This window comes from Paenibacillus ginsengarvi (genome assembly GCF_003626695.1).
In the GTDB taxonomy this organism is placed as follows: domain Bacteria; phylum Bacillota; class Bacilli; order Paenibacillales; family NBRC-103111; genus Paenibacillus_AB; species Paenibacillus_AB ginsengarvi.
The window spans coordinates 1-23,797 of record NZ_RBAH01000001.1 but is presented as its reverse complement, the minus strand read 5'-3'; the positions used below and the strand labels follow the sequence as shown (position 1 = coordinate 23,797).

Here is a 23,797-nt window from a genome sequence, read left to right as displayed (position 1 = left end):
TGATGGACGATCGTGCTAGTCAAGGCAGAAAGGGACATTCTAACCAATCCAGAGAAGAACAAGCAGTAGAATCGTCGTGGAGCGAGCTGAATTCGATTGCCGTGCAAAAAATGACGCGGCGCAAGCTGCTCATGCTGGCCTCGGTCGGAGCCGCCGGAGCGGCCGTGTCATTGTACGGAGCAACGAGTAGTATGGCGGGAGCGGGTACCGGCCAATCTACGGTTAACAGCAGCGTCTATGGAGCTGGAGCTTGCGACCCGGAGACAGGAAACGATTTTGTGAAAACGACGATCGAAAGTCTCAGAGCAAGCAGCGTTCCTTGTTCGGACGTGCTCTACTACGTAACGAATCCGGGACAGGAAGGGTTTTTCTACTACGATCCGGGCGATACGCTGTCGGCCGACAACACCGGGCTTATTCTCGTCTCGTCGTCGGGCGCCCGCTACAAGCGTATTGTCGAGAACGACCGCTACAGCGTGAAATGGTTCGGCGCGAAGGGCGACGGAGTGACAGACGATCTGGATATCATCCAGGCAGCGATTGATGTCGTCTTTGCTCTTGGCGGAGGAATTGTCTTTTTTCCGAAAGGGACGTACATCGTCTCGCCTCTGCTGCAAACCCGCCGGATCGTACCGAAAAATAACGTCCATCTGCTCGGGGAAGGACCAAACTCCGTCATCAAGGTCAAAAACGATGCGGGCGACTACTGGACGATCATCGGCAACTTTCAAACTTGGCCGAAGGTGAAGAACGTTTCGATCCGCGGCTTGCGCTTCGATCAAAATCCGTCCGGCAACACGACGTGTAATATCGACCATCGCCGCACCGACTATTACTGGACCCAGTACTGCATCGGATTGTTCGATTATGAGAATATTGTCATTGAGGACTGTACGTTCGATCCGATCTGCGGCTGGAACACGGTCGTACTGAATAACGCATCGTCGACGGGCGCGGTCGTACGCAATTGCTCGTTTAACTTCGTTCATGCAAGAGGCTTCGACGGTTACGATAACTCCGCCGTTTATGTGAACGGCAAATCCCATATCGTGAGCAATAACCGATTTTATGCCGCGCCCGGCGAGAAGGCGATGGGAGCGATCGAGACGCATACGGGCAAGAGCGTCGTGTCGGGCAACGTCTCCGACGGTTATGTGACCGGCGTACATATTCAATCCAGCGAGACGAGCGGCGAAAACGGGGATATGAGCGTTACGGGGAACACGTTTACGAATGCCGTGCACGCGATCCAGTTTTGGCCGTACAAGCAATATTCGCTAAAAAATGTAACCGTTTCCGGCAATACGATCAGCCTCGCCAACGCTCAAAAGCAGCGCGACATGATGGTCGGCATCGGAGCGTTTCCCGGCTATTTGCCGCCCGATCATACGGGGATGTTCGAGAACATTACGATTACGGGCAATACCATTACGTGCGAGGAAGAGTTTACGAAGCGGTCGAATCTGCTGGAAGGATTCTGCTACGGCATCGGTTTCGTTCGAGATACGAACGTGAAGAACGTAATCATCAGCAACAATGTGATCAAAAATGCGCCGATCGCCGCGATCCATATCGGCAACACGAGCAAGGTCGGGACGATGTCGAACTTGCGCATAACGGATAATATCATCGTCAACGCCGGACATTACCCGGCCGGCAACGAGGCGTACAAAGCCGCGATTTTGCTGCGCTCCACCGTTGTCGGCGCCGTCGTATCCGGCAATACGATCAATGAAACGTACGATACGTCGCTCGGGCTGTACGCCATTCGGATGAACGCCGCCGACGGAACGTTCACTGAGGTCGAAGTGAAGGATAACCTGATTACGTCGAAACAGGGCGGGTTATGGCTCGATCTGCATAGTACGGTGCGGACGGACGAGGCTGAGAAATATATGAAGTTCACGGCCAAAACGTTCGACGATCCGCTTATGGAGGCCGGAACGACGTACCAGCCCGGAACGATCGTGCTCGTGAACGGCGGGGCCATTACAGCCGGGGCAACACAGGTCGGCTACCGCATTCTGAACGGCGGCACCTTCGGTACGCTAACAGGCGTTACCGCGACGGGGACAGTCGGCACTTACAAAGTAACGGTGAACGATTCGTCGAAGCTGAAGGTCGGCCAGTGGATTCAATTTGCATCCGGCAGCCAGGTTCGCCGCATTAACCGGATTGCCGGCAACGAGTTGAGAGTGAACGCGCCGTTAGCGGCGACGGTTACGGCGAGCGGAGTCTCCTACTTGCCTCCGGTCTACGAGCCGTTCGGCCGGATCGGTAAGCTGCCTGCGCAGGCGGATACGACGGGACTCACGGTCGATCAGTTGGAGACGGAGGTTAATGCTTTGAAGCAAGCGCTGCGCAATTTCGGCATCATTCAGCCTTGAGGGGAGCCTAACCGTCCGCGGTCTGCACGGTAAACCGTATAATGGCATTTTGCGCCCCGGAGCGGCAGTTCCGGGGTTTTTGCTTGCCCTTAGCTAGCCCGATAACCGATTGACACCGGTATCGATCCGTGTTACTGTATTAAGTAATTAATACAGTAACACTGTGTTAGTCCGTGGAGGTTGCAATGGAGTTCAATCAGAAGGAGCCGATCTACGCTCAGATCATCGATGACATCAAGCTCAAGTTTTTGAACGGTACCTATAAGCTTGGACAAGAAATCCCTTCGCGGCGCGAGCTGGCGAGAAGCCTCGGCGTAAATCCGAACACGATTCAGCGGGCGTACCGGGAGATGGAGGATATGAAGCTGATCGTGACGGCGAGAGGCCAGGGAAGCTTCATGACGAGCGATGTCGGCATGCTCGAGGCGCTTCGCGAGGAAGCTCTAGAAACGGCGGTCCTTCACTGCATCGGGATGCTGCGCGGCTTCGGGAAATCGGATGAAGAAATTTTAGCGTATGTAAAGAAGGTATTGGAGAGGGGGAAGTCGAAATGATCAGAGTGGAGCAGGCTATCAAATCATTCGGAAGCAGAAAAGCGTTAAACGAGCTTAGCTTCACGATCGAAGAAGGGAAAATGGTCGGGCTGCTCGGCGCGAACGGGTCGGGGAAATCGACGGCTTTGAAAGCGCTAGCAGGACTCGTCCAACTCGACCGGGGCGAGATCCGGATTGACGGCATGCCCCCTAACCTATCGACGAGAGCGAAGCTGTCTTACTTGCCGGATGTAGATATTTGGAATTCATGGATGCGTTTATCGGACGCCATGCTTTATATGAGAGACGTGTACTGGGATTGGAACGACGAGAAGGCGAAGCATCTGCTGCACTATTTCGAGCTGAACCCGGACTTGCTGATCCGGGACGTCTCCAAAGGTACGCGCGCCAAGATGAAGCTGCTGCTGGCACTCAGCCGTCATGCCAAATATGTGCTGCTGGACGATCCTTTTGCCGGCATCGATCCATTTGCCAGAAGGCAAATTGCCCAGGCTATCGTGGAAGATTTCATTAATGACGGGCAGACGATTATCATCACGACGCATGAGGTAGCCGAAGTGGAGCTGATCATCGACGATTTTTTGTTCGTACACGATGGGAAGCTGCTGCTGGAAGGCCATGTCGAGACGGTCAAGCAGGAGCGGAACCAGTCTTTGGCGGATGTATTGAGAGAGGTGTACGAGCATGCGCGCCTTTAGCCGCTTAATCAAAACCGAACTGCGGGATCGCCGCAATGCGCTCGTCGTTTCGCTAACCGTAATCGCCATCATTCAAGCCGCTCTTGCCGTCCTGACTGCGACCCTCTCTGTTCCAGGGGCGCTCGATCTCATTAGAACGCTCAATAGCGGGGTGCTTCTATGCGGGTTTTTGCTTCCGCTTATTCGTTGTTTTACAACGTGGATCGAGGAATGGAAGCAGCATTCGATCTATAAGCTGATGATTTTGCCGGTCTCCCGGCTGCATCTTATAGCCGCTAAATATATAGCGATTATGCTGGAATTGCTGCTGATTCTTGCGGTTATCATCGCGGGATTTACGATTCAGAACACGATTGCGGACGGCAGCATGTTTCGTTCGGAGCCGCTCCTGGCATTCGATTGGCCGAAGCTGCTGCTGCTTGTAAGATGGCTGCTTGCCGCAACGTCTATCATCCTGCTGTCGTTTTTCAGCGTCTTTATTGGAAAATGGCAGGGAGCGTTTTCCGTTCCGATCACCTTCATCAGCTTTATCGCAGGATTGTTCGTACTAACCGGCATTTCTTCCGTTCTGCCGTCCCTATTCACCTTTCTGGCGGCGGATGTGCTTTTAGCATATGGCAGCTTGTATTTATTGGATAAGAAAGTTGGTGTCGCATGAAAAAGGTTTCGTTTCTCGGCGAATTTTTGACGAATACGGCTCAGGTCGGAAGCGTAATCCCAAGCTCGAACTTTTTGGCGCGCAAAATGCTCCCGCCTACGGTTCCCTGGCATAAGCTGCAAATGATTGCGGAGCTCGGACCCGGAACCGGCGTCTTCACCCGGCATATTGAAGAGAAGAGAAGCGGAACGAGCCGGTTTATTCTGTTCGAGAAAAACGAGGCGTTTCGCCAAAACTTGCAGCATCGGTATCCGGACTTGACGATTTTGGACGATGCGCTGAAGCTTGGCACCGTCGTCAAAGAAACGGGACGCCCGTTCGACTTGATCATTTCGGGGCTGCCGTTTGCGAATTTTCCGCCCCATTTGCAACACGAGCTGTTACGTACGATCCATGATGCGCTCGCTCCCGACGGCACGTTCGTCGCTTTTCAATATACGCTGCTGCTGAAGAAGAAATTTCAGGAACATTTCCCGTCCTTTGAGCTCGGATATACGTGGATGAACGTCCCGCCAGCCTGGGTGTTCAAATGCAAAAGAAGATGATACGGACTATCCGGCCCGGCGGCTTGCGGGCTTGGCCTTGTCTTCACATGAAGCTCCCGAAACTGTTGTTTCGGGGCTTTTTTTGCCGTTTGCGATAAAAAGTACAAATGCGCTGAACGATAATACTAGCCGTAATGCAAAAAGTGCGAAGAATCTTCCAAAGCCCCGATGCGCATCTCCGCGTTATGATTACAGTAATGCCGCTTTGAAAGCGGTTGCAGTTTGATTCGTCTGCCGCAAGCTCCGAGACTGGCCGCCCTGAATGGCAGACGACACATTAAAGGGAGGGAATCGATGATGGACAAGGAACAGATCCAGACCAAAAGCGAAACGGAGCAGGCTCGGAGCGGGAACGCGGAACAACAGGCGATCAGCCGGCGAAAATTGCTTCTCTCGGCCGGTATGGCCGGAGCGGCCGCCTTGTTGTACGGGGCCGTAGGAAATGCGGCGAAAGGCGGCGAGAACGTATCCGGCGCCGTTTATGGGGCGGGCAACCGCGGGGGCATCGCAGGACAAGTGGACAGTTTGACGGCGCTCGAGTATGTTATCGCTACGACGATAGCGGAACTGCGGGCGATGACGGCCCCAGAGCCGGATTATGTGTATCTCGTGACCGATAAAGGACAGGAAGGCCACTTTAAGTGCGACCTGCTCGATACGTTATCGGCGGACAATACGGGGACGGTGGTCGTCGCCGCATCCGGCGCCCGTTTGAAGCGGCTGATGGAAGTTCCGTATTGGAACGTGAAATGGTTCGGCGCCAAGGGAGACGGAACAACCGACGACATGTCCACCATCCAAAAAACGATCGATGCGGCAAGCGCAAACGGAGGCGGAACGGTTTATTTTCCGAAGGGGACGTATATCGTCTCTCCTTCCGGCAGTACGAAGATCAACCTGCGAAACGATGTTCACCTGCTCGGCGAAGGCACCGCTTCGATCGTCAAGGTGAAGGACAATGCCGGCGATTACGGGATGATGTTCGGCTCCGCAAACTCCGGCGTTCCGCTCAAAAATGTGCGTATCGCGAATTTGCGCGTCGACCAAAATCCGCAAAATAATACGACATGTAATATTAACTTGACGCGCACTGACAGCTACTATTGGCAATTTGTCGTCGCTTTGTACAACTACGAGAATATCGCCGTCGATAACGTCACGTTCGATCCGACGTGCGGCGTCAATACGATTACGCTGAACAACGAGCGGGGCAAAAATGCGACGATCACGAACTGCCGGTTCCATTTCGTCATGGCTAAGGGAGATCCGGCCTATGACAACTCCGCGATTTATTTGAACGGGCAAAACCATACGGTGACGAACTGCCTGTTCTATGCCGGGCCGGGGCAAAAGGCGCGCGGGGCGATCGAAACGCACGGGGGACAAAGCGTCGTAACGAACAACGTCAGCGATGGTTATTATACGGGCGTCAACGCCCAGGCGAATGGCGTATCGGTCGAGCACGCCGATATGACGATAGCGGACAATACGTTCAGCAATGCGAATCAGGGCATTCAGCTGTGGCCGTGGAAAACGTATCCGCTCCGCAACGTAACGGTCAGCGGCAATACGATTTATCTCGCCAATACGGTTCATCAGCGGTATACGACAACGGGGATATCGAGTGCGGGAGGCGCGACCGAAACCGGAGCCTTTGAGAACATTACGATTACCGGCAACACGATCGTATTTCAGGAGGAATTCACGGTCCGCTCCGGCTTCAATGATCTCGGCTACGGTATCGGTCTCGTGAAAGAGAACGATATCTTAAACGTAGTCATTAGCAACAACCTGATCCGAAACGCTCCCGCCGCGGGCATACGTATCGGAAGCAACAGCAAAATCGGCAAAGCCCGCAATATCCAGATTACCGGCAACTCGATTATGAACAGTGGCCATTATCCGGCTCCCAGCGAACTGTATCGGGCCGGCATCCTGCTCCGCTCGACGGTCGACGGCGCCGTCGTTACCGGCAATTTCATCTCCGATACGTACGATCAGGCGAAGGGACTGTTCTCGATCCGAGTCAACGACTTCGACGGGACCTTTACGAATGTATCCGTTACGAACAATCTGATTACCTCGAAACAAGGCGGACTTTGGTTCAGCGTCAGCCCGTCGGTGACGACCGATCTGCCATCCATTAAAACGAGCGCGTCCTTCCCGCCGATGTCGGGCACGTTTAATCAAGGCGAAATCGTGCTATATACGGGACTTGCCGTAACGTCGGGACAGTCGCCCGCCGGATACAAGGTGACGGCGACCGGAACGGCCGGCACGCTGACTGGGGTTACGGCGACAGGAGCGATAAACACGCCGTATATAAACGTAAACGATTCATCCGCGCTAAAGCCGGAGATGTGGGTTCGCATCCAGACGGGCAACCAGTTGAGACGAATCGTGCGTATATCCGGCAATCAGGTGAGGCTGAATGCGAATCTCACGTCCGACGTTCCTTCCGCAAGCCCGGTAACGTATGCCCCGCCGTCCTTCGCAACGTTTGCGTCGATCGGGACGCTGCCCGGAATCGCCGATACGAGCGGTTCGACGCTTGGGCAGTTGGAGACAGAAGTGAACTTGCTGAAGCAGTTGCTTCGCAATTACGGCATTATGAGCTGAGCGCTTGGCAAACAAACGGCTTTCGCTTCGAGCGGGCCGTTTCTTTTATTTGTCCGCGAAGCGAAAGTAAATGCAAATTTATCGAATGATTGTCCAAATACGGGTGCAAAATGTTCGGCCAATCCGCTAAATCTTTTGCCGCTCGCCTTGCTGTATCATGAGGATGAGAGACTGTATGCGCGCGGCTTGCGCTGCTGGCGGTCAACATCATGGAACTATGGGGGACAACGGCATATGGCAATGCGATTTGGCATTTACGGTTGCCAGCACGGGCATATCGCTGCTTTTATCGGCGAGATGACGGCGCTTGGCGCGGAATGCGCCGGCATATACGATCGGGAGGAAAATGCGCTGGCAAAGCGGTTGTCCGAGCAGTACGGCATCCCGCTGCTGCGGAGCGCGGAGGTGCTGCAGGACGATTCCATACCCATCATCGGCTCGTCGGCGATCAATAGGGAGAAGATCGACGTCATCGAATGGTGCGAGCGCCACGGCAAGCATATTATGCTCGACAAGCCGATCGTGACGAGCAGAAGCGGGCTGGAGAGGCTGGAGCAGGTGTTCGCTCGCGGGCATATCCAGATCGGCATGTTGCTTACGGAACGTTTTCGTCCCGCGATCGCCGCCCTTAAGCAAACGATCGAGTCGGGCCGTCTCGGCCGCATCGTCAGCATTACGATGCGTAAGCCGCATAAGCTGTCGCCGGCATCGCGTCACGCCTGGCATTTCTCCAAGGAGCAGAACGGCGGCCTGATGATCGACTTGTTCGTACACGACTTCGATCTGCTGCGCTGGCTTACCGGTCAGGAGATCGCTTCGATCCAGAGCTTGCTGGCGAAAAACATCCTGCCGGAATATCCGAGCTTCTACGATACGGCGTGCGCGCAGGTGCTGCTCACCGGCGGAACAATGGCTCAACTGTATACGGACTGGCATACGCCGGACAAAAGCTGGACGTGGGGAGACGGCCGCCTGTTCGTGACGGGGACGTCGGGGGCCGCGGAGCTTCGCCTCAGCGGCGATCCTTCTTGCGGTACGAACGAAGAACTGTTTTTCCAGATTACGCACGACGAGCCGTTCGTCCGGGTGGAGACGACCGCGCTTTCGAGCACGGTAACCGGAGACTTTATCGACCGTATCCAGGGGAAACATTCGATATTGACACATCACGATATTTTGCAAACGTGCCGAGCCTCCGTTGAAGCCGATGAAAAGGCGACTATTATTAATACAGTTAAAGATAAGTGTTATTAATCATGTAGAACGGATCAGAAGCGAAGGGTGAGGATGAGCATGAGCGAACGCAAAGTGCGTTTTGCCGTTGTCGGCTGCGGGGGCATATCCGGCAGCCATTTTATCGGAATTGAGCGGGCGCCGGAAGCCGAGCTGGCAGCCGTTTGCGATGTTAATGAGAAGCGGGCCGAGGAATATGGAGCGAAGTACGGCGTCAAAGCGTATTCCGATTACGCGAAGCTGCTGGCCGATCCGGACATCGATGTAGTCTGTCTGTGTACGCCAAGCGGCATGCACGCGGATCAAACGATTCAAGCCGCGGAGGCGGGCAAACATATCGTCTGCGAAAAGCCGATGGCGACCCAGCTGCACGATGCCGAACGCATGGTCGAGGCATGCGAGGTAATCGGCGTCAAGCTGGCAACCATTTTTCCGCGCCGGATGTCTCCGTCGTCGCAATTCGTCAAGAAGCTGGTGGAAGAAGGGCGGCTGGGCAAGCTGAGCCTGTGTTCGGGTTACGTCAAATTTTACCGCGATCAGGCTTATTATGACAGCGCAGGCTGGCGCGGCACATGGGCGATGGATGGCGGCGGCGCGATGATGAATCAAGGCATTCATACAGTCGATCTGCTTCAGTGGCTGGCCGGCCCCGTCGATTCGCTGCACGGTTATGCGCAGCACGTTCTGCGCGACATCGAGGTGGAGGATACGGCGGTCGTCTCGCTGCAATTCCAATCTGGGGCGCTAGGCTCGATAGAAGCGACTACAACCGCCTACAAACAGCCGGAGCACCGGATCGTGCTGCATGGCGATAAAGGAACCGTGATCCTGACGGGCGATGACATAACTACGCTCGATATACTCGGGGAACAGGTCGAGATTCCGGCCTTCGAGCCGTTTGCAGTCGTACCCGACGGCCATGCCGCGCAGATTCGCGATATGGCGCTCGCCGTGCTGCACGATCGCCAGCCTGTCGTCACCGGCCGCGACGGCAAGCATTCGCTCGAAATTATTCTCGGCACCTACGAATCGCAGCGCAGCCATCGCGAAATTTTATTCGGATAATCTAGCGGTCCGATACATAAAGCCTCCTTTTCCAAACGTTTGTTTGGATAGGGAGGCTTTGATGTTTCACAGCTATCATTCATTTCGTAACGCGCGTATAACCGCCGGACAACGTCTTCGCATATTCCGAAGGCGTCATGCCGGTCGATTTCTTGAAATGCCGCGAGAAGTAATGGACGCTGCTGTAGCCGAGCAGCTCGGAAATTTCCGTCAAGTTGAATACGTCCTCGCGGATATACGTTTTCGCCCGGTCGATCTTAAGCGTGTTCATATATTCGATGACGCCGCAGCCGACTCTTTTTTTGAACATGATGCTGATCTGGGTCCGGCCGATGGCGAAATGGTCGCATAAATCGTCCAAGGTCAGGTTGTCGCCCAAGTGCTCGTTCATATATTGGATCACCCTGTCGGCGAGGCCGCTTTCCTGGCCCTCTCGCGGCACCGGCGGAGGCGAAACGGTCTGAGCTTCGTTACCGGCGCGGATCAGGTGGATAAGCAGCGTTTCCAGATGCACCTTGAACAGCTGCTCGCAGCCGAACGGGGCGTTTTCGCGCGGAGACAAGATCCGGCCGCTGCCGAGCGGAGGGGTCGCGAACGAGTTCCAGCCTTCCTCCATCATATGAGCGAGCACGGATTTTTCTTTTTCGTTCAGATGGAACAGCTTGTTGCGCAAAAAGAACGACATCGGCTCGGATTCGCATTCGAAGGTGACGATGAACACGTTCGGCGATATTTTGCCGTTGCTCTTCGGACTATGGAATTCATTCGGCTCATGAAAGAGCAGGTCGCCTTGCTTCAGGTTAAAATGACCGAAGTCCGTGTCGATCGCGATCTCGCCCTTGTCCACGTAAAAAATTTCCCAGAAGTCGTGTTTCTCTCCCGCGTATTTGTAATTTTTGGACAGCTCGAAATAGTGGCACGAGATTAGCTTGCGAATAAGGATGTCTTCGCGTATTTCGTATCGGGGGAATCGCATAGCCGACAATCGCCCTTTCTGCTCGGAAACTTTTAGTTTCGTCTTCATTTCAACAAAGAGGTCGAAAAATCCTTTCGGCCATTATGCGCTTTGGGCCGGATCAGGTGAAAATGCAAATTTTACGAACGATTGTGCAAAAGAGGGTGCAAAAAAGTCGTTTCATCGTCTAAAGATCGACCCCGGAATCCACGTTATGATGAACTTGTAAAACGTCACAGAAAGCGAGGGCACAAAGATGGAGATCGGTGTCGTCAATATACTAAAAAATAACGGAAATTGCTTCGAGCATGTAAGCCAGTTCGGCGTAAACGTCTGCCAATTGATCGGCTGGGAGCCGGCGCTGTGCACGACGGAAATCGCGGACAATGTGCTTCGCGAATCGCAAGCGCACGGCGTTCGCATCTGTGCCATGTGGGGCTGGGTAGCGGGGCCGGGCAAATGGAACTTCACGGAAGGGCCGGTTACGCTCGGCCTCGTTCCGGAGCAGTATCGCGAGGAGCGCGTGCAAACGCTTAAAAACTGGGCCGATTTCGCCAAGCGGGTCGGAGCTCCGGCGCTCGTGACGCACTGCGGCTTCATCCCGGAAAATATGACCGATCCGAATTACGAAGGTGTCGTCGCCGCGATCCGGGAAGTCGCCGCTTATTGCGAGAAGCTCGGTCTCGGCTTCTGGTTCGAAACCGGTCAGGAAACGCCGGTTGTGCTGCTGCGGACGATTGAGCGGGTAGGCACGTCTAATCTGGGCATTAATTTGGACCCTGCCAACCTCATTTTATACGGCAAAGGCAATCCGATCGACGCGTTGGACGTCATCGGGTCTTATGTCCGCAACGTCCATGTGAAGGACGGGCTGTATCCGACGAACGGCGATTTGCTGGGCAAGGAAGTGCTGGTCGGCACCGGCAAGGTGCGTTTTCCCGAGTTTCTGGCGAAGCTTCGCTCGATCGGATACGACGGCGAGCTGATCATCGAGCGCGAAATAGCGGGCGACGAGCAGGCGCGCGACATCCGCGCCACCATCGACAACTTGAACAAGTGGCTGGCATAGCCGCCGCGTTAGGAGGAGAACGAGCATGAATCTGTTCACGACGATCAAAGGTTCGCTGATGGAGTCGTTTTTTCCGTCCGGCTGGGATCTGAACAAAATCGACCGCTGCGCGTCCGTATCGCCGCAAGAGGCGTTGAATCGGGAGGCGCACTGGAATGACGGCTTTCAGCCGATCCCATGCACGAGCCTCGAGCAGTTCGATACGTTTATGGGCCATGAAATCGCGCTGCTTATCAAGCAAACGAGAGATCGCGGCGAGAAGCTGGCGCTTATTTTGCCGGTCGGCCCGATGGGTATGTACAAGTGGACGGTTTACTTCCTGAAAGCGTGGAACGTGAGCGCTTCCCATGTGTCCGGCTTCAATATGGACGAATGGAGCGACGCCGAAGGCAACACGCTGCCGGCCTCGAACCCGGGCGCGTTCCAATACGCCATGGAAAACAGCTTCTACAACCAACTCGGCGACCTGACCGTTCCCGAAGCGCAGCGCAATTTTGCCACGAAGGAAAACTTGCCGACCTACGGGGAGAAAATCGCCAAGCTGAAAAGCGAAGGCGCCAAGCTCGCTGTCGTTTACGGCATCGGCCGCGTGTTCCATATCGCCTTTTGGGAGCCGCACTTTGCCGGGGAATACGCAACTGAAGCCGAATGGCGCTCGGACACGCACCGGATTGCGGCGAAGCTGCACCCGCTGACGATCGAGCAAAATGCGATCACGAGCTTCAAAAGCCGCACGACGCTTGTTCCGTGCTACGCAAATACGATCGGTCCGGGACTGTTCCTGCAGGCCGATTATGCGATCGGCGGCGCTGACGGCGCGCTCGGGCGCGGCATGATGTGGCAGGGCATGTCGCTGCTTACGACACTGAGGTATGGTCCCGATCCTTGGGTGCCATCGAGCTATATGCCGACGATCCCCGGGAAGCTGTTTTTCCTCGGCGAGCTGGCCGGGCCGCTGGAGCCTGAACTGAACTGATTTTCCATTGCGAAAGGAGCAGCTATAGATGAACATTTTGGCCGTTGGCGCCCATCCCGACGATATCGAGATTTCTTGCGCGGGAACGTTGTCCAAGTTGAAGCAGGCCGGCCATCACATCGTCATTTGCCACGCGTGCAAGGGCGATAAGGGCCATTATACGATACCGCCCGAGGAGCTTACGGAAATTCGCCGCAAGGAAGCTCAGGAGGCCGGCAGTGTTATCGGCAGCGAAGTGATCTCGCTCGGCTTCGGCGACGGGGAAATTATCGCGGAAAATCAGGAAAACCGGATGATCTTCATCGATCTCGTCCGGTATGCGAAGCCGGATATCGTCATTACGCATGCGCCGAACGATTATATGCCGGACCATATCGCGGTCAGCCAGCTCGTGTTTCACGCGACGTTTTTCGCTACGCTGCCGTGGTTTAAGACGAACAATCCGGCTGCGGAGAAAGTTCCCGGCCTGTATTATATGGACAACTTGTCCGGACTCGGCTTCGAGCCTACCTTTTACGTCGATGTGACCGATCATCTGGATACGAAGCTGGATATGCTGAGCAAGCATCAGAGCCAGCTCGTCTGGCTGAAGGAGCACGATAACGTGGACATCGTCGATTTCGTCCGTACGCTGGGCAAGACGAGAGGCATACAGGCGGGCTGCAAGTATGCGGAAGGATTCGTCCAGCATCTCGTCTGGACGAGACCGAACGCCGTCCGCTTTCCGGTTTGATCTGACAGGGCGGCAACATTTTACGCAGGGGAGAGAACGGCGATGCTGAAAGTGGGCTTGGTTGGGCTCGGATTTATGGGCCGAACGCATTTGACGAATTACAAGAGGCTGGAAGCGGAAGGATTTCCGATTCAAGTTACGGCGATTTGCGATACCGATGAGCAAAAATTTCAGGGCATCTTCACGCCGGGCAACATTGCGTCGGCCGGAAGCGACCTGGATTTGTCAGGTTATAAGCAGTATCACAACTTCGACCAAATGCTGGAAAACGAACAGTTCGATATCGTCGATATTTCGATGCCGACCCATCTGCATGCGGAGATGACAGTGAAAGCGATGGATCGCGGCATTCACGTGCTCTGCGAGAAGCCGATGGCGCTGCACACGGACGAAGGACAGCACATGATCGAGGCGGCGTTGCGGAGCGGCAAAAAGCTGATGATCGCTCAGGTGCTTCGTTTCTGGCCGGAATACGAATATTTGAAGGAAACGGTCGATAGCGGCCGTTACGGCAGTGTGTTGTCCGCACATTTTTTCCGGGGCGGGCATCCGCCGAAATGGACGTTTAACGACTGGATGGTGCGCAAGGAAACGAGCGGCGGCGGCCTGTTCGATCTGCATATTCACGATATCGATATGATTAACTGGCTGTTCGGCAAGCCGCAATCGGTATCCACCTTCGCCCGCGACGTGCTGCCGGGCAGTTCGTTCGACATCATTTCTACGAATTATTCGTATCCGGACCGGAAAATCGTCAGCTCGCAATGCGACCGGGCGCTGACCGGAGATTTCGGCTTCGAAATGTCGTTCCGGGTTAATTTCGAAAAAGGCAATCTCATCTATGAAAAACGCGTATTGCGCGACAATCCGATGGACGGCAAGTCGTTCGTACCCGAGCTGTCCGCCGATTCCGGTTATTACCGCGAAATCAAATATTTCGCCGAGGCGATTATGCAAAACCGTCCGATCGAGCGTGCGACACCATACGACACGCTCGCTACGCTGACGATCGCCGAAGCGGAAGCCCGTTCCGCGTTGTCGGGCGGCGTGCTTGTCGATATCGCGTAAGGCAAGTTTACGTAAGCTTTAACCGAAAAAACATACAAAAAAACGAAAGATGACCCGCCCGGGGGATTGCTCATGGGCGGGCTGTCTGTTATGGTTAAGAGGAGAATTAACCAAAGGAGGGAATCGCATGCCGTTTAATATTGGCTGGACCGGACTTATCCTGGTCATCCTCATTGCCTTGCTGCTTTTTGGACCATCCAAGCTCCCTCAGCTGGGACGTGCCGTAGGGGATACGTTCCGCGAATTCCGCAAAGGAAGCCGTCAAATGATCGCTGAAGCAGAGGAAACGAACGCTGCCGAAGGCAAGCGCGAGACAGAACGCAAGTCGATCAACTGACCAGTCCGCCAGGACAGCGCAGTCCGTATAGATGACCGAATTTGTCTACCGACGAATTCGGTCTTTCTATATTTTGTAAGCGCTACCTCGCTTCCTTCGTTTTCGCTTCTGGCGTAGAAGGGGGCGGGCCTTTCCAGGTACGCTGAGCTGCTCCCGGCTCGGCGAGGCGGTCTGTTTCCGGGCTACGGAACGTTTCCCGATTACGGCCGGTCCGATCGCAATTATGTCAACGACGTCCCGGTCACTGAAATAATACCGGTTGCGCGTGGAGGTTCCGTTCGAAATCTGCTGTCCTGTTTGCGTTTTGGCAAACGATCCCCAGAACGAGGCGTTGTTGTTTCCTACAAAAACGCCGCTGTTCGACCCCATCTGATCGACGCGGATTTGCTTCACTATAATTGAGGACTGTGCCAATGGTTCTTGCCCCTTTATGTCCGTTTCGGGATAAGACCCGTAAGCTATTGTAAAGTATACGCAGCGCCGAATCGATCGGGTTGGGCGGAAGCTATCGCTTGGCGGATGGGGGAGGGGACGCTCTGAATGAGTAGCCCGTCTCGGTTCGTTTAAGCTCCACGGCGGAATCATCCGTCGCAGTGGATGCAGGTTCGGCTGTTTGCCCGGCCGTTTTCGGTCTTCCCGCCGCCTTTGCGTCCCTGCCGCCTTCTTGTTTCGCCTTGCCGTCTTTGTGCCCCGCCCCCTTGAATAACGAGTTCGGATCGAAGTTCACATCGAAGTTGTTGCCCAAATTGAGAGAACCGCTCAATTCCTCGATATCGAGCGCATCGAGGCGGAACGTCACGTTTTCTACGACCGGATTGTGGACGTGGAGCTGCTGCACGACGACGCTTTGCTTCTTCATTTCCTTCGCAAGCTGCTGCATCGTCTGCTCCATCTGTTCGATTTTCCGCTCCAGCCGGATCGTTTCCTCCGCAGACCGGGAAACGGATGGAGCGCTCTCGCGTCTCGGCGACCAATTGATCATGACCATACCTCGCTCTTCCGGTTTCATAACCCGTCTCGTACATTATATGGGCGAGCCTCTCCAAGCATTCGTTCCGTGTTCCGAAAGGCGAATAGGACACCTTGCGTACGGCATATATATGGTTTATTACGACGGACTGGAGGGGACACATGTGCCGGGTACGATTATATTCAACGGGATTTACGTGAACAGCCAAGGTCCGAACGGAGCCGTATTCGTCGGGGAAGCGTCGGCGCCGGGCTGGGATTCTCACAATAAAAACCAGACTGCGAGCGGACAAAATAATATCGCGTTCGGCAGTGTAGACAGCATTGCGGGCAATTTGTTCCTGTTCTCGGACAACGATTTCCTGGATACGCTCATCCTGGACGGCTTCGAGCGAGACGGAGGACCGAGCATACAATCGTAACGGGAGGGGCTGCCGTCATGCTGGACACGAAATTTCTCGTGCAGTTCGACAAAATTGTGGTCAACTCGATCGGTCCGAACTCCGGCATTTTCGTCGGTACGAACTTGCAGTACGGCTGGAGCTCGCATAACAAAACAAACGCAAGTATCCAAGGCGTCGAGAACGGAACCGTATCGGGAAATATTAACGTCTTCTATGATGACGACCTGATCGATATGCCGGTCGACGATCGCGACATCTTCCTCAGCGCGGGCAAAGTCGCCAAAGCTTCCTAAGCTTGCCCAGGCTGGAAGGCGGCGGCGACTCCAACTGCCGCAAATGAGAACGAATAGGAGGGATTCCCGTGGGAGGCAGCGATGAGGAGGCTTCTCCCGGTCAGGGCCCGGGGGTATTCAATTGGGAGCAGTTCCAGAACAGTTTTTTCGGCGGGGCCGGGTGGAAGCAGGTAATTAACGAAAACGGGACCGGGTCGATTCCGTGGCTCGATCGGTATGTGAAAAGCATACTCGTCGATACCGCGCCCGGAGCATCGGCCGTACCTTCCCAGCCGGTTCAGCCGTTTACGTCCAAGACGTCTTCTTTTACTTATAATGTATTCGAGACGCACCGCAGCTTGATTGTCAGAATCCGCTTGTCCTCGGAAACGAATCCGAGAACGGTTCGCATTGTTGCCTCCACCACCGAGGTCAAGGTGACCGGTTTGCCGGATGGGGAAGACAAAACGGTGAAGCTTCCGATGCCGGTCCGTATCGACGGCGCCAAGGCGCTGTGCAAAAAGCAGATTATCGAAATCACGCTGCCAAAGGATGAACTACCTCCGGTTAAGGAAATACCGCTCCGTTTTATGGAAGGGGAGTAACCGTCACAGAGCCAGTCTAGCGACCGCCGGGGCCTATTGGGCCGGGCGGTCCTATTTTCTTTTCCAGGGCAAACCGTCCGCATCTTCGCTGCATAGTATATGCCGACAGCTATGTACGGAGGCGAAATGCGATGGCGGATGCAGGCGAAAAAGATCCGTGCGTGCGATGCGGGCACCAGCCGGATAAAGCCGACAAATATTGCGTAAGATGCGGAGCGCCGCTCGTCAACAAATGTTCGAAAAAAAGAAGCCCTCTGCATAAGGGCTGCTCGAAGGTTAATCGCCAAGATGCCGCTTTCTGCTCGGACTGCGGGGCGCCGACCGTATTTCGCGAGTCGGGGCTGCTGTAGAATGCCTTGTTCATCTCACTCGCTTTTCTCCAGCCCGGCTTGCAGCGAAGAGGAGCGGACGAGCTCAGTAAACCATTGCCGCACCGGCTCGGGAATCATCCCGGCTTCTCCGCCCGCCATCCACTCGAGGAAATCCGAGTCGTCGAGCGTCGACTTCGTGCCGGATAGCTGATTGTTGTTGCCGCTGACGTCGCCGAAGCCTTGGTTGTGCTTCTTGTTGCTCTGAAAGTTGGAGGGGAAATTGTTCCCCATATTGACGCAAGAAGCGCCTTCCACAGTGCCGATCTCGATATGGCCGATGACGAAATTCGGGGAAAACCATGCTGCTGCCATCCTGCTGGCCTCCTGTCCGTATGACTTAGAATAGAGGAGGATAGACCTAAGGAGCTGCAATTACGGACGCTTCGAACCGGTACGGCCGACGGACTGGCCCGATTCGACCCGATTGTCGCTGCCGGCTACCGAGCCCATCGCTTCGTTTCGCTGCTCGCTGCTCCGTCTTCCGATTATGACGTTTAAGCCTTTATTGACAGACGAGCTGCCCGATATCGTGTCGATCTTGATGGAATCGAAACGGATGCGAACCATCTGCGGCACTCCTCCCGATTGTTATTCGCGGTCTTGCGGTTCGCTGCCAGGGGCTGTATCCAGCGTATCGATCGCGATATCGATAACGGTATCCGGCTGTTTCTGACGAACAAATTCGATCGTCAGCAGTCCGTCCCGATAGCGGGCTCTCATGCCTTCCGCGGACGTTCCTTGCGGAAGCGCAACTTTGCGGTGGAATTGCCCGAAGAAGCGCTCCGAGACGAGGAGTTGATCGTCCTCTACGGGATAACGGTACGGAATGTCGCCTTTAATATGCAGCGTATTTTTTTGTACGGACAACTTGACCGATTCGTCCACTTTGCAGCCGGGCAGCTCGATGACGACGATAAATCGGTCTTCGGTTTGGAAGACGTCGGCTCGGGGCTGCGCATTTGGAATCAGGCCGGAAATATCGTTCCAAAATTGTTCGCCGAGCGTGCGATCTGCCTGAGATCGGAGCTTTTTCCAGAAGTGCTGGGGAGTTTCGCTCATGAGCGGCCTCCTTTCGGCGAAAGACCGTCAGCGTTCTCCTATATGTGTATGAGCCGAGTACCCGGTGCATGACGTTATCGTGCTTCGCCCGAAACAATCAAACGACCGGCGGCTCCGAGGAGCGCCGGTCGTGCGCAATGCCAGTTTCGCCGATCCCCTAGATCAGCTTGATCAAATGAACGATCTGGGCATCGGTCCAAACCCGTATCAGATGATTGGTGGAGTCGTACTGCACCTTGCCTTCGCCGACCGCGATGAGCGGCTCCGACCCGAGTCCGTAAAAAATGTCGTCGGCGAGCGTTTGCAAATATTCGATCTGCTCCTCGCGACCGAGCTGTTCCCATTCGCTTCGTTCCATCTCGAATGTTTCGTGGCAATTGTCGATCTGTCCCAGAGCGGCTCCGAAATCTTTAATAATATCCCGGTATTCGCGATTGAAGCGGACGCCCATTTGTTGGTCACAACCTTTTTGTAAGAGGAATGTACAACTATATTACCAAATGTGCGGCGCTGGAATCCACTGGATACGGCCATTAATTTTTGCGAGGCGCAGGTATGGGCGTTTTGCGGTTAGGGGTTGCGGCGGAAAAACGGTATAATGGCAGTACGGGGTGTTTCATAGCCGCCTAGAAGAAAGGATGAACGTTTACATATGGACGATCGGGCCAAACCGTTTTTGATGGAGCTTCTGTCCACGCCTTCCCCGTCCGGGCAAGAGTGGACCATTCAGCGCAAATGGATCGATTACGTGAAACCGTTCGCGCAGCAAATACGCACCGATATGGCCGGCAACGCCATCGCCATTCTAAATCCGGAGGCGCCGTTCAAGGTGCTGCTGGCCGGACACTGCGACGAAATCGGGCTGATCGTGAGCCGGATCGACGAACAAGGCTTCGTATACGTCGATGCGCTTGGCGGCATCAGCCAAAAGCTGGCCGTCGGCATGAAGGTCGACCTGCTCGGATACGGCGGACGGCTGACCGGAGTCGTAGGGGCAAACGCCCAACATCACGGAGGGCTGAAGGAAAATTTCGAGTTCTCTGATCTATGCATCGATTGCGGCGCGAAATCGAAGGAAGAGATTGCCGGCATCGTCCAAGTTGGCGATATGGCTGTTTATAAAAGAGAGCCGGAGCTGCTGCTCGGCAACCGGATCAGCGGCCGCGGCCTGGATAACCGGACCGGAGCGTTTATCGTCGCCGAGACGCTGCGCCGTGTAGCGGAGCGGGGGACGCAGGTCGGCGTGTACGCAGCCAGTACCGTGAACGAGGAAACGAATCTGGGCGGCGCCTACTTCGCAGCCGCAGGCACCGCGCCTACGATGGCGATTGCGATCGACGTGACGTTCGCCACCGACTATCCCGGCTCGGACTCCAAGCACGAAACGGTCAAGCTGGACGGCGGACCGGTTCTGGCGAAAGGCGCACCGATCAATCGAAAAATCAACCGGCTGCTGACGCAAAGCGCGGAAAGAACCGGCATCCCGATCCAGCTCGAGCTGACTCCCCGCAAAACCGGTACGGATGCGGATATGATGCGCTTCACCGGCCGGGGCGTCCCGATCGCGCTGGTCTCGCTGCCGCTGCGTTATATGCACTCGCCCGTGGAAACGGCCAGCCTGAACGACATCGAGCAGGAGATTGAGCTGCTGACGGATATGATCGTCCACCTGACGGGCCATGAAAATTTGAACCCGCTGGACGACGAGCTGTAAGCCCGCCCGGCGGAGGAACGGGATATGGACAGAAGGACTTTTTTCAAACGAATGCTGGCTTTCGGCGTTATGGCGATGGCGACCGCAGGCGGCATTTGGAAATATAAGCTGGATCGCAAGGCCGGGCGAACCGAGCCGGGCTTAGCTTCAACCGATGAAGTAGGGGCACCGGGAGACGGGGCGGTAGCGGCAATCGGCAATCCGAATGACGCTTCCGGCGCTTTGTTTTCGTTCATGATCTTGAGCGACCTGCATATTAACGGCGGCGCCTCCGAACAAAGCGAGAAGTTTCGCCATACGCTCGACGACATGCTCGCCTTCGAGTCGAAAATCGAAACGATCGTGATTACCGGCGATATTACCGAATCCGCTACGGAGCGGGATTACGAGGAGTTTCGCCGCATCCTGAAGCGTTACAATTTGCCGCGGATGTACGCCAACATGGGCAACCACGACTATTACAACATCTGGATCAGCAAGGATGGGGCATGGAGCAAGGAGACGATGCCGAACGGCAAGACCGACGCCGGTTCCAGAGAGGCGTTCATGAAGCAGTTTCGGCTGGAGAAGCCGTATTCGGAAGCGGTTGTGAACGACTATACGATCTTGCTGCTGTCCCAGGAAGCATACGTTCAGGAGAAGCCGAACGTCGGCGAAGGGGCCTGGTACTCGGACGAACAGCTGGCCTGGCTGAAAGATCGTCTCGCCCGGCGAACCGATAACAAGCCAGTGTTCGTCATGATTCATCAGCCGCTTCCGCCGAGCGGCCAGGACGGGGGCAGTCATACGCTTATCCGCGCCAAGGAGTTTCGCAGCATTTTGAAGCCCTATGCCAATGTTTTTGTATTTTCCGGGCATAATCATCAGGATTTTAATAACGGCCGGGCGCATTATGTGAAGGAAACGTTCCACTGGTTTCAAAATTCGTCCGTGGGGCGGGTCATGGATGTACGCTATAACCCGGTTCCGGATAACATTGCGCAGGGGCTTTACGTTCAGGTATTTGCGGACAAAGTCGTGCTCCGCGGCAGAGAGTATGTCGGACGCAGCTGGATCAAGGAAGCGGCATGGACCGTGCCGCTCGCAAATAGATAACGATCTCTATCATACAAAATTTCGGATGGGAGCTGGGTCAGGTATGGAACTTTTCGAGGCGATTCGCGGGCGCAGATCGGTCGGGCTCGTCAAGGACGAACCGGTAGACAAGGAACGGATCGAACAAATGCTGGAGGCGGCAAACTGGGCGCCGTGCCATCATTTGACGGAGCCGTGGCGGTTTTACGTGATGACGGGCGAAGGACGCAATGTACTCGCGAAAGCTTTTGCGGATATAGCGGTGGAACAGGCGATGGCTGCAGGGACACTAACGAATGAGCAGGAATTTCGGACGAAGCAGGGGGCAAAGGCGTTTCGGTCGCCTGTCGTGATCGCGGTCGCCGTTTCGCCGAGCGACAAGCCCCAGGCGGTTCGGATCGAGGAGCTTGCGGCGGTTCATGCCGCTGTTCAGAACATGCTGCTGGCCGCTCACGCCCTCGGTCTCGGTGCGGTATGGCGTACGGGGGAACCGGCGTATCATCCGACGATGCGGGGCGCCTTCGGCCTGAAGGAAGGCGAGGAACTGGTAGGGTTCGTCTATGTTGGCGTTCCGCAGCTGCCGCTTCCAGTGAAGAGCAGAAGCCCGGTGCAGCCAAAAACGGTGTGGATCGAGTCGAACGGCTAAAAGCCGGATGTCTCGCGATCGCGGCTGCCGCTTTTTTTTGAAAATAATAATTTCATAGCCTAGCAGGATGTCCAGTCCGTCTCCGTTTTCTATCATAAGTTGATAGAGACGGAGGGGGATTCAGGCATGCCTAAACTTGCTCAAACTTTTCCCAGATCGGCACTGTGGACTGAAGAAAATTTCCGGGGGCATGTGCGCGTATTCCGGATTCGCCGGACGGGAGATCTCCCAAGCGGCTTTCGGAGAAAATAATCGGTGAGGCTATAGAATAAGGTCCCAAAATAAAAAGGCTGGGCGAGAAAACGTAAAGTTTTCTGTCCAGCCTTTTTGTGTACCTGCTTTTGCAGGGAAGTAGCGGGGCGGATCAGAGGTCAGTCTTCACTGACCCTGTTTTTTCGATGGCTTGTCACGCCTAACGCCATATGCAAGGTTTGCAAATAGAAGCCTTTTGAGCCTTCTATCTCCTCGGAAACTAGTGTTTTTGGAAAAATAGAGTGCTTTTGAGCCTCCTATAGCCGGTGTACCTGGCTCCAAAAGCAATTATGTCACGAAATAAGCGTCTTAAAAGACTGCTATGCCTGCGCACGGCCCAAGTAAAGGTAGGATAAGACGCCTCAAAGACACTAGCGTTGCAAAGAAGATAACATGAAAAATACAATCTCTTGTATTTACTATATCTGTTAAATTATGATGTTTTCATGGCCCAAACCAAAAAAATCTCCTATTGTAAAAAGGTAGGCGCGTTATCCATACCTTCCTACAAAGGAGACCCTCATGGATAACATATCAGATGTAACCGTCATTGGTAAATACCTTTCTTTACTTTCTTTGGACGAATACGATCTTTCCATCTTCGACCCCTACAAACAAAAATTGAAGACGGCAGACTGTATCCGGTTGTTTATCGCGGCATACCTGTTGGAGCATAAGTCTTCGAGAGATATCGAAAAAGCGGTTCGGGCGGAAAAGACTTTGCAAGACTGGGTCAAGGCTGAAAGCATCAGTCACTCGCAGCTCACTCGGAAATTGCCGCAAATCCCTACGGAAATGCTGGAGCATCTACTCCTGCGTACGGTCCAACGCATCCGTGACTTGACCCGCCCCCGGTTCGGGATCCCGATGACCGAAAAGCTGGCGATCGTGGACTCGACAACACTCCTGATTCCAGCAGGACTTGGTGAATGGGCCCGTGTCAACAAGTACCAGACCATGGTGAAAATGCACTTGCGTCTGGTCACAGATTCGCCGGATGTGCTCGTACCAGAAGCCATCATTCCAACCACCGGGAATGTTAGCGATCATACCGTTGCGGCAGAACTCGTCGTAGCCAAAGACGTTCTGTACGTCATGGACCGCGGCTACGTGAAATACCGTCGTATGGATGAGTGGATCCAGCAGGGGCTTCACTATGTCATCCGCGTCAACGAGAAACATACGGCCACCGTATTGGAATCCTACGCCGTCGAGCCGACTTCACGAGTTGTCCGCGATGCGAAAGTACGGCTGGGGAGCGCGTTTGTCTCGATGGAACGGGCCGTTCGCTTGGTCGAATACCGCGATGAACAAGGCCGGCTGTACCGAGTCGTTACGACCCGGTTCGATCTCCGCGCGGAAGATATTGCGGAAACCTACCGAAAACGTTGGATCATAGAGCTGTTTTTCAAGTGGTTGAAACAGCGAGCTGCGCTAGTAAAACTGTATAGTTACAAGCCGCAAGCGCTTTGGAACACGATGTACCTGTGCCTGCTGGCATACAGTCTGATGCTACTGGTCAAACTGTCCAACT

Annotated in this window: 28 protein-coding genes; 21 read left to right on the top strand and 7 right to left on the bottom strand. The window is 54.8% G+C overall.

Annotated features, from left to right (window positions below):
* Positions 1–2: 2 nt before the first annotated feature.
* From D7M11_RS00140 to D7M11_RS00105, 8 genes are all read left to right on the top strand, one after another.
* Positions 3–2,387 carry a glycosyl hydrolase family 28-related protein gene (locus D7M11_RS00140; protein WP_158606366.1) on the top strand — a complete coding sequence of 795 codons (2,385 nt, stop codon included), beginning with the start codon at positions 3–5 and terminating at the stop codon, positions 2,385–2,387.
* Between the two features lie 185 nt (positions 2,388–2,572).
* A complete protein-coding gene (locus D7M11_RS00135) occupies positions 2,573–2,941 on the top strand; it encodes a GntR family transcriptional regulator (RefSeq protein ID WP_120745125.1) in 369 nt (122 codons plus the stop codon).
* Positions 2,938–3,639, top strand: a complete 702-nt coding sequence (locus D7M11_RS00130; RefSeq protein ID WP_120745124.1) for an ATP-binding cassette domain-containing protein — start codon at positions 2,938–2,940, stop codon at positions 3,637–3,639. The genes D7M11_RS00135 and D7M11_RS00130 overlap by 4 nt, the downstream gene beginning before the upstream one ends.
* On the top strand, positions 3,626–4,297 hold the full coding sequence (locus D7M11_RS00125; protein WP_120745123.1) for an ABC transporter permease: 672 nt from the start codon (positions 3,626–3,628) through the stop codon (positions 4,295–4,297). Before D7M11_RS00130 ends, D7M11_RS00125 begins: the two co-directional genes overlap by 14 nt.
* Positions 4,294–4,842 (top strand): class I SAM-dependent methyltransferase, encoded by a 549-nt coding sequence (locus D7M11_RS00120; protein ID WP_120745122.1) that lies wholly within the window; start codon positions 4,294–4,296, stop codon positions 4,840–4,842. Before D7M11_RS00125 ends, D7M11_RS00120 begins: the two co-directional genes overlap by 4 nt.
* A 294-nt stretch (positions 4,843–5,136) precedes the next feature.
* The gene (locus D7M11_RS00115) at positions 5,137–7,461 is read left to right on the top strand and encodes a glycosyl hydrolase family 28-related protein (RefSeq protein ID WP_120745121.1); all 2,325 of its coding nucleotides are present in this window, start codon (positions 5,137–5,139) and stop codon (positions 7,459–7,461) included.
* Positions 7,462–7,695: 234 nt separating this feature from the next.
* On the top strand, positions 7,696–8,715 hold the full coding sequence (locus tag D7M11_RS00110; RefSeq protein WP_120745120.1) for a Gfo/Idh/MocA family protein: 1,020 nt from the start codon (positions 7,696–7,698) through the stop codon (positions 8,713–8,715).
* Positions 8,716–8,754: 39 nt separating this feature from the next.
* Positions 8,755–9,759 carry a Gfo/Idh/MocA family protein gene (locus tag D7M11_RS00105; RefSeq protein ID WP_193556067.1) on the top strand — a complete coding sequence of 335 codons (1,005 nt, stop codon included), beginning with the start codon at positions 8,755–8,757 and terminating at the stop codon, positions 9,757–9,759.
* Between the two features lie 79 nt (positions 9,760–9,838).
* Here D7M11_RS00105 and D7M11_RS00100 read toward each other — a convergent pair whose 3' ends face one another.
* The gene (locus D7M11_RS00100; protein WP_120745118.1) at positions 9,839–10,783 is read right to left on the bottom strand and encodes an AraC family transcriptional regulator; all 945 of its coding nucleotides are present in this window, start codon (positions 10,781–10,783) and stop codon (positions 9,839–9,841) included.
* Positions 10,784–10,970: 187 nt separating this feature from the next.
* On the opposite strand from D7M11_RS00100, the gene D7M11_RS00095 reads away from it, so the two are divergent.
* The 5 genes from D7M11_RS00095 to tatA all read left to right on the top strand — a co-directional run bounded on the left by D7M11_RS00095 (position 10,971) and on the right by tatA (position 14,897).
* Positions 10,971–11,783, top strand: coding sequence for a sugar phosphate isomerase/epimerase family protein (locus D7M11_RS00095; RefSeq protein WP_120745117.1), 813 nt, complete (start codon positions 10,971–10,973; stop codon positions 11,781–11,783).
* Positions 11,784–11,808: 25 nt separating this feature from the next.
* Complete coding sequence (locus D7M11_RS00090; RefSeq protein ID WP_120745116.1) at positions 11,809–12,759, top strand: sugar phosphate isomerase family; 951 nt, start codon at positions 11,809–11,811, stop codon at positions 12,757–12,759.
* A 28-nt stretch (positions 12,760–12,787) separates the two neighbouring features.
* Entirely contained in the window at positions 12,788–13,492 is a 705-nt protein-coding gene (locus tag D7M11_RS00085; RefSeq protein ID WP_120745115.1) for a PIG-L deacetylase family protein, read from the top strand.
* 42 nt (positions 13,493–13,534) lie between these two features.
* A complete protein-coding gene (locus tag D7M11_RS00080; protein WP_120745114.1) occupies positions 13,535–14,560 on the top strand; it encodes a Gfo/Idh/MocA family protein in 1,026 nt (341 codons plus the stop codon).
* Between the two features lie 127 nt (positions 14,561–14,687).
* Positions 14,688–14,897 (top strand): twin-arginine translocase TatA/TatE family subunit, encoded by a 210-nt coding sequence (gene tatA / locus D7M11_RS00075; RefSeq protein ID WP_120745113.1) that lies wholly within the window; start codon positions 14,688–14,690, stop codon positions 14,895–14,897.
* A 66-nt stretch (positions 14,898–14,963) separates the two neighbouring features.
* Here the strand turns inward: tatA and D7M11_RS00070 are convergent, their stop codons facing one another.
* Both D7M11_RS00070 and D7M11_RS00065 read right to left on the bottom strand, forming a co-directional pair.
* A complete protein-coding gene (locus D7M11_RS00070; protein ID WP_147433378.1) occupies positions 14,964–15,311 on the bottom strand; it encodes a hypothetical protein in 348 nt (115 codons plus the stop codon).
* 91 nt (positions 15,312–15,402) lie between these two features.
* Positions 15,403–15,906 (bottom strand): hypothetical protein, encoded by a 504-nt coding sequence (locus tag D7M11_RS00065; RefSeq protein WP_205127013.1) that lies wholly within the window; start codon positions 15,904–15,906, stop codon positions 15,403–15,405.
* A 91-nt stretch (positions 15,907–15,997) separates the two neighbouring features.
* Between D7M11_RS00065 and D7M11_RS00060 the strand changes: the two genes are divergently transcribed.
* The 4 genes from D7M11_RS00060 to D7M11_RS00045 all read left to right on the top strand — a co-directional run bounded on the left by D7M11_RS00060 (position 15,998) and on the right by D7M11_RS00045 (position 17,497).
* Positions 15,998–16,288, top strand: coding sequence for a hypothetical protein (locus tag D7M11_RS00060; protein WP_193556066.1), 291 nt, complete (start codon positions 15,998–16,000; stop codon positions 16,286–16,288).
* Between the two features lie 17 nt (positions 16,289–16,305).
* Complete coding sequence (locus D7M11_RS00055) at positions 16,306–16,563, top strand: hypothetical protein (protein ID WP_120745109.1); 258 nt, start codon at positions 16,306–16,308, stop codon at positions 16,561–16,563.
* Between the two features lie 68 nt (positions 16,564–16,631).
* On the top strand, positions 16,632–17,147 hold the full coding sequence (locus tag D7M11_RS00050; protein ID WP_120745108.1) for an Hsp20/alpha crystallin family protein: 516 nt from the start codon (positions 16,632–16,634) through the stop codon (positions 17,145–17,147).
* A 131-nt stretch (positions 17,148–17,278) separates the two neighbouring features.
* On the top strand, positions 17,279–17,497 hold the full coding sequence (locus tag D7M11_RS00045; RefSeq protein WP_120745107.1) for a double zinc ribbon domain-containing protein: 219 nt from the start codon (positions 17,279–17,281) through the stop codon (positions 17,495–17,497).
* 15 nt (positions 17,498–17,512) lie between these two features.
* Here D7M11_RS00045 and D7M11_RS00040 read toward each other — a convergent pair whose 3' ends face one another.
* From D7M11_RS00040 to D7M11_RS00025, 4 genes are all read right to left on the bottom strand, one after another.
* Positions 17,513–17,830 (bottom strand): hypothetical protein, encoded by a 318-nt coding sequence (locus D7M11_RS00040; protein WP_120745106.1) that lies wholly within the window; start codon positions 17,828–17,830, stop codon positions 17,513–17,515.
* 60 nt (positions 17,831–17,890) lie between these two features.
* Complete coding sequence (locus D7M11_RS00035; protein ID WP_120745105.1) at positions 17,891–18,085, bottom strand: hypothetical protein; 195 nt, start codon at positions 18,083–18,085, stop codon at positions 17,891–17,893.
* A 21-nt stretch (positions 18,086–18,106) separates the two neighbouring features.
* A complete protein-coding gene (locus tag D7M11_RS00030; RefSeq protein WP_120745104.1) occupies positions 18,107–18,577 on the bottom strand; it encodes an Hsp20/alpha crystallin family protein in 471 nt (156 codons plus the stop codon).
* 157 nt (positions 18,578–18,734) lie between these two features.
* A complete protein-coding gene (locus D7M11_RS00025) occupies positions 18,735–19,028 on the bottom strand; it encodes a DUF7167 family protein (RefSeq protein WP_120745103.1) in 294 nt (97 codons plus the stop codon).
* A gap of 201 nt (positions 19,029–19,229) precedes the next feature.
* Between D7M11_RS00025 and D7M11_RS00020 the strand changes: the two genes are divergently transcribed.
* From D7M11_RS00020 to D7M11_RS00005, 4 genes are all read left to right on the top strand, one after another.
* Positions 19,230–20,291 carry a M20/M25/M40 family metallo-hydrolase gene (locus D7M11_RS00020; protein WP_120745102.1) on the top strand — a complete coding sequence of 354 codons (1,062 nt, stop codon included), beginning with the start codon at positions 19,230–19,232 and terminating at the stop codon, positions 20,289–20,291.
* 24 nt (positions 20,292–20,315) lie between these two features.
* The gene (locus D7M11_RS00015; RefSeq protein WP_120745101.1) at positions 20,316–21,386 is read left to right on the top strand and encodes a metallophosphoesterase family protein; all 1,071 of its coding nucleotides are present in this window, start codon (positions 20,316–20,318) and stop codon (positions 21,384–21,386) included.
* 43 nt (positions 21,387–21,429) lie between these two features.
* Positions 21,430–22,011, top strand: a complete 582-nt coding sequence (locus D7M11_RS00010) for a nitroreductase family protein (protein ID WP_120745100.1) — start codon at positions 21,430–21,432, stop codon at positions 22,009–22,011.
* A 774-nt stretch (positions 22,012–22,785) separates the two neighbouring features.
* Positions 22,786–23,797: IS4 family transposase (locus D7M11_RS00005; RefSeq protein WP_120745099.1), on the top strand; the 1,012-nt coding region annotated here is incomplete at its 3' end.

Coding starts and splice junctions, on each gene's coding strand:
- D7M11_RS00140 (WP_158606366.1), top strand. CDS start 3: ATGGACGATCGTGCTAGTCAAGGCAGAAAGGGACATTCTAACCAATCC.
- D7M11_RS00135 (WP_120745125.1), top strand. CDS start 2,573: ATGGAGTTCAATCAGAAGGAGCCGATCTACGCTCAGATCATCGATGAC.
- D7M11_RS00130 (WP_120745124.1), top strand. CDS start 2,938: ATGATCAGAGTGGAGCAGGCTATCAAATCATTCGGAAGCAGAAAAGCG.
- D7M11_RS00125 (WP_120745123.1), top strand. CDS start 3,626: ATGCGCGCCTTTAGCCGCTTAATCAAAACCGAACTGCGGGATCGCCGC.
- D7M11_RS00120 (WP_120745122.1), top strand. CDS start 4,294: ATGAAAAAGGTTTCGTTTCTCGGCGAATTTTTGACGAATACGGCTCAG.
- D7M11_RS00115 (WP_120745121.1), top strand. CDS start 5,137: ATGATGGACAAGGAACAGATCCAGACCAAAAGCGAAACGGAGCAGGCT.
- D7M11_RS00110 (WP_120745120.1), top strand. CDS start 7,696: ATGGCAATGCGATTTGGCATTTACGGTTGCCAGCACGGGCATATCGCT.
- D7M11_RS00105 (WP_193556067.1), top strand. CDS start 8,755: ATGAGCGAACGCAAAGTGCGTTTTGCCGTTGTCGGCTGCGGGGGCATA.
- D7M11_RS00100 (WP_120745118.1), bottom strand. CDS start 10,783: ATGAAGACGAAACTAAAAGTTTCCGAGCAGAAAGGGCGATTGTCGGCT.
- D7M11_RS00095 (WP_120745117.1), top strand. CDS start 10,971: ATGGAGATCGGTGTCGTCAATATACTAAAAAATAACGGAAATTGCTTC.
- D7M11_RS00090 (WP_120745116.1), top strand. CDS start 11,809: ATGAATCTGTTCACGACGATCAAAGGTTCGCTGATGGAGTCGTTTTTT.
- D7M11_RS00085 (WP_120745115.1), top strand. CDS start 12,788: ATGAACATTTTGGCCGTTGGCGCCCATCCCGACGATATCGAGATTTCT.
- D7M11_RS00080 (WP_120745114.1), top strand. CDS start 13,535: ATGCTGAAAGTGGGCTTGGTTGGGCTCGGATTTATGGGCCGAACGCAT.
- tatA (WP_120745113.1), top strand. CDS start 14,688: ATGCCGTTTAATATTGGCTGGACCGGACTTATCCTGGTCATCCTCATT.
- D7M11_RS00065 (WP_205127013.1), bottom strand. CDS start 15,906: ATGAAACCGGAAGAGCGAGGTATGGTCATGATCAATTGGTCGCCGAGA.
- D7M11_RS00060 (WP_193556066.1), top strand. CDS start 15,998: ATGGTTTATTACGACGGACTGGAGGGGACACATGTGCCGGGTACGATT.
- D7M11_RS00055 (WP_120745109.1), top strand. CDS start 16,306: ATGCTGGACACGAAATTTCTCGTGCAGTTCGACAAAATTGTGGTCAAC.
- D7M11_RS00045 (WP_120745107.1), top strand. CDS start 17,279: ATGGCGGATGCAGGCGAAAAAGATCCGTGCGTGCGATGCGGGCACCAG.
- D7M11_RS00040 (WP_120745106.1), bottom strand. CDS start 17,830: ATGGCAGCAGCATGGTTTTCCCCGAATTTCGTCATCGGCCATATCGAG.
- D7M11_RS00035 (WP_120745105.1), bottom strand. CDS start 18,085: ATGGTTCGCATCCGTTTCGATTCCATCAAGATCGACACGATATCGGGC.
- D7M11_RS00030 (WP_120745104.1), bottom strand. CDS start 18,577: ATGAGCGAAACTCCCCAGCACTTCTGGAAAAAGCTCCGATCTCAGGCA.
- D7M11_RS00025 (WP_120745103.1), bottom strand. CDS start 19,028: ATGGGCGTCCGCTTCAATCGCGAATACCGGGATATTATTAAAGATTTC.
- D7M11_RS00020 (WP_120745102.1), top strand. CDS start 19,230: ATGGACGATCGGGCCAAACCGTTTTTGATGGAGCTTCTGTCCACGCCT.
- D7M11_RS00015 (WP_120745101.1), top strand. CDS start 20,316: ATGGACAGAAGGACTTTTTTCAAACGAATGCTGGCTTTCGGCGTTATG.
- D7M11_RS00010 (WP_120745100.1), top strand. CDS start 21,430: ATGGAACTTTTCGAGGCGATTCGCGGGCGCAGATCGGTCGGGCTCGTC.